The sequence below is a fragment of the Cryobacterium mannosilyticum genome (genome assembly GCF_004402705.1).
Lineage (GTDB): Bacteria > Actinomycetota > Actinomycetes > Actinomycetales > Microbacteriaceae > Cryobacterium > Cryobacterium mannosilyticum.
Genome location: NZ_SOFM01000010.1, coordinates 26,728 through 37,826, shown reverse-complemented (window position 1 = coordinate 37,826; position 11,099 = coordinate 26,728). Strand labels below are relative to the sequence as shown.

General features: G+C 71.0%; 9 protein-coding genes. 7 read left to right on the top strand and 2 right to left on the bottom strand.

All coding sequences use genetic code 11. The features are described 5' to 3' along the window. Positions 1–69 precede the first annotated feature (69 nt). Entirely contained in the window at positions 70–825 is a 756-nt protein-coding gene (locus E3O32_RS04060; RefSeq protein ID WP_134507257.1) for a DUF4386 domain-containing protein, read from the top strand. A 203-nt stretch (positions 826–1,028) separates the two neighbouring features. Next, positions 1,029–1,586: a hypothetical protein gene (locus E3O32_RS04055; RefSeq protein WP_134507256.1), complete on the top strand. Its 558-nt coding sequence runs from the start codon at positions 1,029–1,031 to the stop codon at positions 1,584–1,586. Positions 1,587–1,873: 287 nt separating this feature from the next. Here E3O32_RS04055 and E3O32_RS04045 read toward each other — a convergent pair whose 3' ends face one another. Beyond that, positions 1,874–2,323, bottom strand: coding sequence for a DoxX family protein (locus E3O32_RS04045; protein ID WP_134507254.1), 450 nt, complete (start codon positions 2,321–2,323; stop codon positions 1,874–1,876). Positions 2,324–2,326: 3 nt separating this feature from the next. Continuing rightward, on the bottom strand, positions 2,327–2,683 hold the full coding sequence (locus E3O32_RS04040) for a hypothetical protein (RefSeq protein ID WP_134507253.1): 357 nt from the start codon (positions 2,681–2,683) through the stop codon (positions 2,327–2,329). 127 nt (positions 2,684–2,810) lie between these two features. On the opposite strand from E3O32_RS04040, the gene E3O32_RS04035 reads away from it, so the two are divergent. The 5 genes from E3O32_RS04035 (at position 2,811) to malQ (ending at position 11,031) form a co-directional block, all read left to right on the top strand. Further along, positions 2,811–5,366 (top strand): ATP-dependent Clp protease ATP-binding subunit, encoded by a 2,556-nt coding sequence (locus E3O32_RS04035; protein ID WP_134507252.1) that lies wholly within the window; start codon positions 2,811–2,813, stop codon positions 5,364–5,366. Positions 5,367–5,506: 140 nt separating this feature from the next. Further along, entirely contained in the window at positions 5,507–6,703 is a 1,197-nt protein-coding gene (locus E3O32_RS04030; protein WP_241974550.1) for an aggregation-promoting factor C-terminal-like domain-containing protein, read from the top strand. 61 nt (positions 6,704–6,764) lie between these two features. Then, a complete protein-coding gene (gene ligD, locus E3O32_RS04025) occupies positions 6,765–7,787 on the top strand; it encodes a non-homologous end-joining DNA ligase (RefSeq protein ID WP_134507251.1) in 1,023 nt (340 codons plus the stop codon). 219 nt (positions 7,788–8,006) lie between these two features. Continuing rightward, the gene (locus tag E3O32_RS04020) at positions 8,007–8,810 is read left to right on the top strand and encodes a class I SAM-dependent methyltransferase (RefSeq protein ID WP_134507250.1); all 804 of its coding nucleotides are present in this window, start codon (positions 8,007–8,009) and stop codon (positions 8,808–8,810) included. A gap of 55 nt (positions 8,811–8,865) precedes the next feature. Continuing rightward, positions 8,866–11,031, top strand: coding sequence for a 4-alpha-glucanotransferase (gene malQ / locus E3O32_RS04015; protein ID WP_134507249.1), 2,166 nt, complete (start codon positions 8,866–8,868; stop codon positions 11,029–11,031). Positions 11,032–11,099 lie beyond the last annotated feature (68 nt).

Genomic DNA, 11,099 nt, shown 5'->3' with positions numbered 1-11,099 from the left:
GGGAGGGCTCTCGATCGCCCTGCGAGCGGTCGCCGAGGATGACCGGCGCGTTGCCCGCGGCGACCAGCGATCCTGACCTTCAACGCCTGGACGCCGCGCACGGCCAGCCTCGTCGCGGGGACAGCGCTGGCACTGCTGGCCGTGCTGGCCGGCTTCGGCTTCGGCGCCATCATGCCGCTCGTCACCCCCGGCGACGCGGCGGCGACCGCCCGCGACATCTCCGCGGCGAGGCCGCTCTTCCTCGCGGGTATCGCCGGCATGCTCGCCGTGTCGATCCTGGACCTCATTGTGGCCGGCGCCCTGTACACCCTGTTCAAGCCGGTGAATCCGCTCGTCTCGGCTCTGGCCGGGTGGGCCCGGGTCGTCTTCGCGGGGGTCTTCATGGTGGCGATCGGCCGGCTGGTGAGCGGGTACCTCCTGCTGGATCGTCCCACCGAGGCGCTCCAGGCCATCGAGCAGTTCTCGGTCATCTGGGAGATCGTGCTCGGACTTTTCGGCATTCATCTGCTGTTGGTCGGCTACCTGGCGTACCGCTCAGGGTTCATGGCCAGGATCTTCGGTATCCTGCTCGTCATCGCCGGCATCGGCTACCTGGCGGATGCGCTGGGGACCGTGTTCGTTGACGGCTTCACCGCCGTCTTCAGGCAGTTTCTGTTCGTCGGCGAGGTGGTGCTGATCTTTTGGCTGTTGATCAGGGGCCGCCGCCTCACCCCGGGCGAACGCCAGGGCACCGTCGAAGCCGACCGGATGTCACCGGTCGGTCACGCGCGCGCGAACGCCGACGCGGCACGCACCTGGTCCGGCGACGGCCGCAGACCGGTGTAGCGCTCGCACTGAAGGCGGATTCGGCCGCCTGGGCGCCGCCGGCCATGCCGATCGGCGTGAGGCACGAGCAAGACGCCGTTATGGTGCCCGGCTCGGCGAGCCAGCGGTAACCGAGCGCGGCGGGGTGAGCCGGGAGGCTCGCCGGCCCGATGGAGTGCCGACGCGCCTCCCGGTAGGCTCGATGCATCGGGTGAGGAGGTGACGTGTCGAAGGTCAGCACGATGGTCGACGAGGGCCTCTTCATCGCGCTGTCCGCCGTGCGGATGGCCGTCAAGAACGAGATCATCATCGGCGCTCTCCGGGAGCACGCCGACTACGATCCCGAAATGTATGCGGACGCCGCCCGGAACGAACTGGACGTGCTCATTCGCCAGAACGACTCGTACGCCCGGCGGGTGCGCCGCCTCCGGAAGACGCTGACCAGGTCCCGGTGGACCACCGATCTCACCGAGGACCAGCACGCGGACATCAGCCAGCTCCGGCTCCGGCGTCGGGTGCACGAACGGCTCTCGATCGCCCTGCGGGCGGTCGCCGAGGATGACCGGCACGTTGCCCGTATCGTCGAGCGGGCCCAGCGGGCCGCCAGTGACGAGATCCGGGCCGCGGTGTCAGCGAAGCTGGTGCGGCTCGCCATCGACGACCGTGACCCGGACTACGAGGACCGGCGGGCAGCCCGCACCGAGGTGTTCGTGAGCATCGACCTGGCCGTACTCAGGCTCAAGCACGCCGAGAGGTCCGGTTCGCCGGCCAGCGACTACTGATTCCGACGCGGCGCTCCAGGGGGCGCCGCGGTCGGCTCAGCTGCCGGAGAACAACCGGGCGAAGAATCCCTTGGGGGGCGGTTCGTTTTCGTGCCCGCGGCAGCGTTGCGCGCCCGGAACCCCTCGCATCACCTGGTCGACGTGCTGTCCGCACCCGGCCCAGGTTGTCTTTCCGCACTTCCTACACGTCACTGCTCGGCACATTCGATGGTCCCTTTCGTTCAGCTGTCTCGCTCACGATACCCCATGGGGTATCCGTGATGCTGGCAGGGAACTGGGAGCCCGGTTCAGCGGCGGGCCGACCGGGCCGAACGCCAGGCCTGCCAGGCCCCGGTGGACCACAGGGCCCAGAGCACCAGCAGGGGCTGGAAGGCCAGCCGGATGCCCCGGCTCAGGTCGGAGTTGAGCCCGAACGAGTCGGTGGCCGTGACGAACTGGGAGATGTTGCCGGGGAAGACGGCGAGGAAGAACGCGGCGACGACCCAGCCCACCGGCACGCGCCATCGGGGCAGGGCGAGCAGGGCCGCGCCCAGGGCGATCTCGACCAGGCCCGACGCGATCACGACGAAGTCGCCCCCCAGCGGCAGCCACTGCGGTACCTGGGCGAGAAACGCCTCCCGGTTCCAGCTCAGGTGGCTGATCCCGGCCAGGAGCAGGAACGCGCCCAGCAACCAGCGTCCGATCGTTCGGGGGAGGGTGGTCGGGGTGCGCCCGCGGTCGGCGACCTGTCTGGTCATAGTTCAGGACCGCCCGGCGATTGCGGCGGCGACGTCGGCGTCGGTGCGCGCATTGAACACGCCCCACATGATGTGGGTCGGGCCGCTGCCGTCGCTGCCCGGCGCGGCAGCCCGGCTCGTCCACCGGTTGGCCAGGGCCGCGGCGCCGAGCTCGGTCAGCGACGCGGCGATGACCGTCCTGCGCAGCTTGCCGGCGACGACGCTCCCGTCGGGGGCGAGCCGCCAGCCTCGGTCGCTGGCGAGCACCTGGCCGATCTCCTCCTCGGTGAGCCAGCGCGAAAAGCTCCGTGCGGGCGGGGTGATGTCGGTGAGCTTCATCGTGGGCGTGTCTCCGGTCTCGAGCAGGTCTGCCCAGTCCACCACACTCTCCGGTGCCCCGGCCTGATCCGCGCGTCACGGCCGACTCACGGGAAACCCCGGGAATGAAATCAGGATGCCCGCGTTAAGTTGAGTCAAGGGCACTCAAGTTTCACCATCAGGAGGTCACATGCCTACATTCCTTGGTCCCGCAGGGTCCGACGGCGGTTCGTTCGACGAGTTCATCGCCCGCTACCTGCAGGGCCAGCGCGCCGCCCAGTCGGCGCGTCCCATCGACATCACCCGGCTGCTCAGCCGCCGCACCCACGAGGTGCTCGCCCAGGCTGCCCGATACGCGATCGACCACGGCCACTCCGACGTCGACGTGCTCCACATCCTCCGGGTCCTGGCGGTGCAGGAGCCGGCCGCCGGGGCGATCCGGCGAGCCGGGTCGAATCCGGGCGCCATCGCCAAGGCCGCCGAGCAGCGCCTTCCCGAGAAGTCCGAATTGCGCCCCGATGCCGACCCGTCGCTGACGCCGTCGGCGCAGCGCGCGCTGCTGGATGCGCACCAGGTCGCCCGCGCCTTCGGCTCGACCTACATCGACCCGGAACACCTCTTCTTCGCGTTCGTCGTGAATCAGGATTCCCCGGCCGGCCAGGTGCTGGCCGCAGCCGGGGTCACCCAGGAGTCCCTGCAGTCCGGTGCCCGCGCGGCCGAGGACGGCCGGCCGGCCGGTGAGCAGTCCGAAGCGGCCGTGGAATCCGAGACCCCGATGCTGGAGCTCTACGGCACCGACCTCACCCAGCGCGCCCGCGACGGCAAGCTGGACCCGGTCATCGGCCGGGCCGACGAGATCGACCAGACCATCGAGATCCTGTCCCGCCGCACCAAGAACAACCCGGTTCTGATCGGCGAGGCCGGGGTCGGCAAGACCGCGATCGTCGAGGGTCTGGCCCAGGCCATCGTCGACGGGAAGGTCCCTGAGCAGCTGCGGCAGAAGCGGGTGATCGCGCTCGATCTGCCCGCCATGCTCGCCGGCACCCGGTACCGCGGCGACTTCGAGGAACGCCTGACCAAGACGATGGACGAAATCAGCGCGCGCACCGACGAGCTCATCGTCTTCATCGACGAACTGCACACCGTGGTCGGCGCCGGAGGGGCCGGCGACGGGGCGATGGATGCCGGCAACATCCTCAAGCCGCGCCTGGCCCGCGGGGAACTGCACGTGGTGGGAGCGACGACCCTCAAGGAATACCGCACCGTCGAGAAGGACCCGGCGCTCGAACGCAGGTTCCAGCCCGTTCGGGTCGGCGAGCCGAGCATCGACGACGCCGTGCAGATCCTCACGGGTTTGCAGGGCCGGTACGAGGAGCACCACGGCGTGCGCTACACGGCAGAGGCGATCCGGAGCGCGGTCGAAATGTCGGCGCGTTACATCACCGACCGGTTCCTGCCCGACAAGGCCATCGACCTGATCGACCAGGCCGGCGCCCGGCTGCGCCTGAAGCTCGGCTCCCGGCCCGACCTGGCCCGGCTGCGCGAGCGGCTTGCCGCCCTCGAGTCCGAAAAGACCCTGGCGGTGGCCGCCGAACAGTACGAAGAGGCGTCGAGGCTGCGTGACGAGGCCGACACCCTGCAGGAGCAGATCGAATCGGCCGACGCCGGCCGGGCATCCGTGCCCGCCCCGGACGACGCCGTCGTCGGCGAACCCGAGATCGCCGAGATCATCGCCCGGGCGACGGGCATCCCGGCCAGCCGGCTCACCGCCGGCGACCGCGAACGCCTGGCCCGGCTCGAAGACGACCTGCACCTGCGGGTGGTCGGGCAGGATGACGCGGTGACGGTGATCGCGAAGGCCGTGCGACGCAACCGCACCGGCATGGGCGACGCACGCCGGCCCGTCGGGAGCTTCCTGTTCCTCGGGCCCACCGGCGTCGGCAAGACCGAACTCGCCAAGGCCCTCGCGGAGTCGCTCTTCGGCGACGAGAACGCCATGCTGCGGTTCGACATGAGCGAGTTCAGCGAACGGCACACCGTGAGCAGGCTCGTCGGCGCTCCTCCCGGCTACGTCGGCTACGACGAGGCAGGGCAGCTGACCGAACGCGTGCGGCGGAACCCGTACTCGGTCGTGCTGCTCGATGAGATCGAGAAGGCGCATCCTGACGTGTTCAACCTGCTGCTGCAGGTGCTCGACGACGGGCACCTCACCGACGGTCAGGGCCGAACGGTGGACTTTCGCAATACGGTCGTGATCATGACCTCGAACCTCGGTTCGGAGTTCCTGGCCAGCCGCAGCGGGGCTCTGGGCTTCACCACCGAGACGGACGGGGCCGGCAACGGCTTCGGCTCGGAGAAGGCGCTGCGGGGCCGCGTGATGGGCAAGCTCCGCGAGGCCATGCGGCCGGAATTCCTCAATCGGATCGACGAGATCGTGCTGTTCCGCAAGCTCGACCAGCCGCAGTTGCGCCGGATCGTCCGGCTGCTCCTCGGTCAGACCGAGGCCCGACTCCGCAACCAGGGGATCGGCATCACGGTGACCGATGAGGCCGTCGACTGGATCGCCACCCACGGCTACCAGCCGGAATACGGGGCACGGCCGCTGCGCCGGGTCATCCAGCGTGAGCTCGACGACCGCGTCGCGGACCTGCTGGTGGCAGGCGACCTGGAGTCCGGGGGAGACGTCACCGTCTCCGTCGATGGCGACAGCCTCCGGGTCGACCGGCGCCTGGCGCTCGTCGCGTGAGCGACGGTGGCCGGCCCGATATCGGGCCGGCCACCGGTTCGGCGTCTGGGCAGCCGAGAGCCAGCTGCGCAGCCGAGAGCCGCTGCGCGGCCGAACTAGACTCGACTGACAACCGCTCGACGAGAACCCCGGGGAGACGCGTGCGCACGACACCGCGGATGCTCGGCGTGGCCGCCCTTGTCGCCCTCGTCGCCTTATCCCTGCCGGCTACAGCTCGAGCCGACGAGACGTACCCGAGCTGGGCGGATGTCGAGGCGGCCCGGAGCACCACGGCAACGACCCAGGCCGCGGTCGAACGGATCACCGGGCTGTTGTCCGGGCTGGAGGCCACGGCGGCGAGCCTCGGCGACGCGGCCATCGTCGCCAACGGGGCGGCCGCCACTGCCCAGGCCGACTCGGGAACGGCCGCCGCGCGCGCCGCCGCGCTCTCCGCTCGACTGGCCGTCGCCTCGGACAAGGCGTCGGCGGCAGACGATCAGCTCGGCCGGATCGGGGCGCAGCTCTACCGGGCCGGCTCGGGCGGCGTCGTCACCCGGCTGCTCCTGTCTGCCGACGGCGGGGCCGACCTGCTCTATCAACTGGGCGTGACGACACGCCTCGGCGAGACGGCCGCCGGCATCCAGCAGAGGGCCCTGGCACAGGCCAACGTGGTCCAGAGCGCCTCGAAGGCGGCGGCGGCGGCCGCCGCCGAGCGGGACCGGCTGGCCAGGATCGCCCAGAATCAGGCGGCAGCGGCGGTGACCGCCCAGCGGGCCGCCGATGAGCAACTGGCCGCGCAGACCGCGACGGCCGACGTGCTCGTCGCCCAGCTCGCCAGCCTCAAGAACTCCACGGCGGAAACCGAACGCACCTATCTGGCCGGGGTCGCCGCGGATGAGGCCTACCAGAAGCAAGAGGCGGAAGCGGCACGGGCAGCAGCCGCAGCGCAGGCCGCGGCCGGCCAGGGCGGAGGGACCGGAAGCGGAGGGACCGGAAGCGGAGGGACCGGAAGCGGGGGTTCGGGTACCGCGCCGTCACCGGGCACGGTCGTCGATCCGGCCGCAGCACGGGCCTACGCCTCCTCGGCCGCGTCCGCACGCGGCTGGAGCCAGGGTGAATTCAGCTGCCTGGTGTCGCTGTGGAACCGGGAGTCCGGTTGGCGAGCCGACGCCTACAACGCCGGCAGCGGGGCCTACGGCATCCCGCAGTCCCTTCCCGGCAGCAAGATGGCGTCCGCCGGCAGCGACTGGCGCACGAGCGCCGCGACCCAGATCAACTGGGGCCTGGGCTACATCGCGGCCCGGTACGGCACCCCCTGCGGGGCATGGGCGCACTCCGAGAGCGTGAACTGGTACTGACCGCTGACCGGGCGGTCGAACAGGCTGGTGCCGGGCGGCGCAATCCCGCTAGGTTGTCCGCATGGGAACCGATGCCGTGCTCCTCACCGTCCCCGGACCGCAGGGCGACCGCGAGGTGCGCCTCTCCAGCCCCGGCCGGATCCTCTGGCGGGAGACCGGGACCACCAAGCTGGACCTTGCCCGCTACATCATCGACGTCGGCACCGCCTTCATCCGCGCCAACGGCGACCGGCCGGTGACCCTGCAGCGGTTCCCGGACGGCGTCGAGGGCGACCAGTACTTCTCGAAGAACCCGCCGCGGGGCGCGCCCGACTTCGTGCGCTCGGTGACGGTTGTGTACCCGAGCGGAAGGTCGCATCCGCAACTGGTCCTCGATGAGCCCGCCGCCGCGGTCTGGGCGGTGCAGATGAACACGGTCGTCTTCCACCCGTGGGCCTCGCGCGCCGGGTTGCCCGACAACCCCGACGAGCTGCGGATCGACCTCGACCCGCAGCCGGGCACCGGCTTCGGCGATGCCGTCACGGCCGCGGTCGAACTGCGGTCGGTGCTCGGGGAGGCCGGCCTGACCGCCTTCGTGAAGACATCCGGGAACCGCGGCCTGCACGTCTTCGCGCCGATCACCCCGACCCATGAGTTCCTGGACGTGCGGCACGCGGTGATCGCGGCCGCACGGGAACTGGAACGCCGGATGCCGCGCCAGGTCACCACGAACTGGTGGAAGGAGGAGCGGGGCGAGCGGGTGTTCGTCGACTTCAACCAGGCGAACCGGGACCGCACGATGGCCGGCGCCTACAGCCCGCGGCCGCTGGCCCACGCGCCGGTGTCCTGCCCGCTCGACTGGGATGAGCTCGGTGACGCCGATCCCCGGGACCACACCGTCGCCACCGTGCCGGATCGGCTGCGCAGCACCGGCGACCCCTGGGCGCGGATGCACGATCACCCCGGAACGATCGACCTGCTGCTCGGCTGGTGGGCCCGGGACCGGGAGGCGGGCCTCGGCGAGCTGCCGTTCCCGCCCGACTTCCCGAAGATGCCGGGGGAGCCGCCCCGGGTGCAGCCGAGCCGGGCCCGTCCGGATCACTGACCACGGGCGGCCCGGCAGCAGGTTCTACCGTGACCGTGAGGATCGCTGGCGTCATCGTGGGAAGTCGAGCTTCCACGCCTTCCAGCGTAGAAGTCCCTGTCGCATTCTCCCCGAAGGGTTGTAGTTTGTGAGCAATCGGTGGCGGAGACCCGGCCCGGCGGATCAGGCTCGAGGTCCCGGCAGCGAGAGTCACAGACGCAGACGTGGAGAGAAGCGACCATGGATTCGGAACCGGTGCTCGAGCGCTGGGAGCAGGGAAGCCCGTACGAACGGTACATCGGGCGGTGGAGCCGTCTGGTCGCCGCGGAGTTCGTCGACTGGCTCGGGATCGCGCCCGGTCGGCGCTGGCTCGACGTAGGCTGCGGCACCGGGGTGCTGTGCCAGGAGATCCTCGACCGGTGCTCCCCGACCGAGGTGACCGGGGTGGAACCCTCGGCCGGATTCCTCGCGGCGGCGCGGGAGAACCTGGGCGGCCGGGCACGGCTCTACCAGGGCGGCGCCGAGGCCATCCCGCTTCCCGGCCAGGCGGTCGACGTGACCGTGTCCGGTCTGGTCCTCAACTTCATCACGGATCAGCGCGCGGCGCTGGCCGAGATGGCCCGGGTGACGGTGGAGGGAGGCACCATCGCCGCCTATGTCTGGGACTACGCCGGGAAGATGGAGCTCATCCGGTATTTCTGGGACGCCGCGGCCCTGCTCGACCCCGACGCGGTGCGCCTGCACGAAGGCGCCCGGTTCCCCTCCTGCCGGCCCGAGGCCCTGCAGGACCTGTTCACCGAGGCAGGGCTGGCCGACCCCGAGGCCCGGGCCATCGACATCCCCACCCCATTCCCCGGCTTCGACGACTATTGGGAGCCGTTCCTGGGCGGGCAGGGCGCGGCTCCCGCCTACCTGATGTCACTGGACGAGCGCCGGCGGGCCTACCTGCGCGAGATCCTCCGCGCGCGCCTGCCCGTGCAGCCCGACGGCTCGATTCCCCTGTCGGCCCGTGCCTGGGCGGTGCGCGCCACCGTCCTCGCCTGAACGGCGGGCGGCCCGGGCACAGGCCATAGAGTGGGGTCATGAAACGAGTGGGGCCATGAAGCACGGTCAACCCGACGAAACGACGGCAGCGTTGCTGGAACTGGCACGGGCACACGGGGTGGACACGTCGATCCGCGGCTGGGACGGTGTGGAACGAACGGTGCAGGCCGAGACTCTGCGCGGCGTGCTCACGGCCCTGGGCGTCCCGGCCGGCTCGCCGGAGGAGCTCGCGTCGTCGCTGGCCGAGAAACAGAGTGAGCCGTGGCGTCGGCTGCTGCCGCCCACTCTCGTCGCCCGCGAGGGCAGCGAACTCGACGTCGCCGTGCACGTCGGCACCGGCCAGTCGGTCACAGTGTCGGTCCTCGCCGAAGACGGTTCACGGCATCCGGTTCCGCAGCGCGGCGACTGGAGCGAACCGCGGAACATCGACGGCCGCAGTGTCAGCCGGGCCTCCTACGTCGTGCCCGCCGACCTGCCCCTCGGCTGGCACACCCTGCTCGCCGAGTCGGCCGGCGAGACGGCCAGGAGCACGCTCGTGGTCACCCCCGAGCGCTTGCAGACCACCCAGGCGCTCGCCGGGCAGCAGAGCTGGGGCCTGATGGCCCAGCTGTACTCCGTGCGGTCCTCACGGTCCTGGGGAATCGGCGACTTCGCCGACCTGGCCGACCTGGCCGCGATCTCCGGAGCCCAGTACGGCGCCGGATTCGTGCTGGTCAACCCGCTGCACGCCTCGGAGCCAGCCCCGCCCGTGGAGCCGTCGCCCTACCTGCCGTCCAGCCGGCGGTTCTTCCACCCGTTGTACATCCGGGTCGAGGACATCCCCGAGTACGCCTACCTGCCCGCCGCGTCCCGCACCGTCGTGGAGAACCTCGCGGCCACGTTGCGGCCGGCGAACCTCGACACCGAACGGTTGGACAGAGACTCCTCCTACACGGCCAAGCTCACCGCGCTCGAACTCATCCACCAGGTCCGGCGCAGCCCGGCCAGGGGGCACCAGTTCGAGGTCTTCCGCCGGGAGCAGGGCCAGGGGCTCGAGGACTTCGCGCTGTGGTGCGCGTTGACCGAACGCTTCCCGGCGGACTCGCCGGAGTGGCTGCAGGAACCGACCGGCCCGCGCAGCCCTTTCGCCGCACTGCACCGGGACGAGCTCGCCGACCGGGTGACCTTCCACTGCTGGCTGCAGTGGGTGTGCGACCACCAGCTGGAGACCGCCCAGCGGGCGGCGACGGATGCCGGCATGGGCATCGGCGTCGTGCACGACCTCGCGGTCGGGGTACAGCGCCACGGCTCGGATGCCTGGACCCTGCACGACGTGCTCGCCCAGGGGATGACCGTCGGTGCGCCGCCGGACATGTTCAACCAGATCGGCCAGAACTGGTCCCAGCCGCCGTGGCACCCGGGCCGGCTGGCCGACTCCGGCTACGCGGCGTACCGGGACATGCTCCGCAGCGTGCTCCGTCACGCCGGCGGGGTGCGCGTCGACCACATCCTGGGTCTCTTCCGGCTCTGGTGGATCCCGGAAGGCGCCGGTCCGGGGGACGGCACGTACGTGCACTACGACCACGAGGCCCTGATCGGCATCCTGGCGCTCGAGGCCCAGCGCGCCGGGGCGATCGTGATCGGCGAGGACCTCGGGGTCTTCGAGGGCTGGGTGCGGGAGTACCTGGCCGAGCGCTGCATCTTCGGAACCTCCATCCTCTGGTTCGAGCGCGACAACGGGGTGCCGTTCGCCCCCGAGCGCTACCGGCAACAGTGCCTGACCAGCGTGAACACCCACGACCTGCCGCCGACCGCCGGCTACCTCGCCGGAGACCACGTGGCCCTGCGCGAATCCCTCGGTCTGCTCGGTCGCCCGGTCGACGAGGAACGGGCGGCGGACGCGGCGGAGCAGGAGGCGGTGCTCGCCCTCGTGCGCGAGCGTGGGCTGCTGCCGGAGTCCGGGACGCCCGTCGGGATCCAGGAAACGGTCGAGGCGCTCTATGCGTTCACGGCGCTGACGCCGTCATCGCTGCTCGGCGTGGCGCTGGTGGACGCGGTCGGTGAACGGCGCACCCAGAACCAGCCGGGAACCATGAACGAGTACCCGAACTGGCGGATTCCCCTGGCCGGCCCGGACGGGGTGTCCGTGCTGATCGACGACCTGCCCGGCAACGCGCGTTTCGCGTCGCTGATCAGGGCGATGAAGCTCGGCGACCGGGTTGGTGCCGACGCCGGGGCGTAGCTGACCCGACTCTCGGGTATCCGCGCCGGGTGGTCGATAATCGAAGCAGGAATCCGTCGATGAAGGAG

Excerpts from the sequence above, each read along its gene's own strand:
- E3O32_RS04045 (WP_134507254.1), bottom strand. The coding sequence starts at position 2,323 with ATGACCAGACAGGTCGCCGACCGCGGGCGCACCCCGACCACCCTCCCC.
- E3O32_RS04035 (WP_134507252.1), top strand. The coding sequence starts at position 2,811 with ATGCCTACATTCCTTGGTCCCGCAGGGTCCGACGGCGGTTCGTTCGAC.
- ligD (WP_134507251.1), top strand. The coding sequence starts at position 6,765 with ATGGGAACCGATGCCGTGCTCCTCACCGTCCCCGGACCGCAGGGCGAC.
- E3O32_RS04020 (WP_134507250.1), top strand. The coding sequence starts at position 8,007 with ATGGATTCGGAACCGGTGCTCGAGCGCTGGGAGCAGGGAAGCCCGTAC.
- malQ (WP_134507249.1), top strand. The coding sequence starts at position 8,866 with ATGAAGCACGGTCAACCCGACGAAACGACGGCAGCGTTGCTGGAACTG.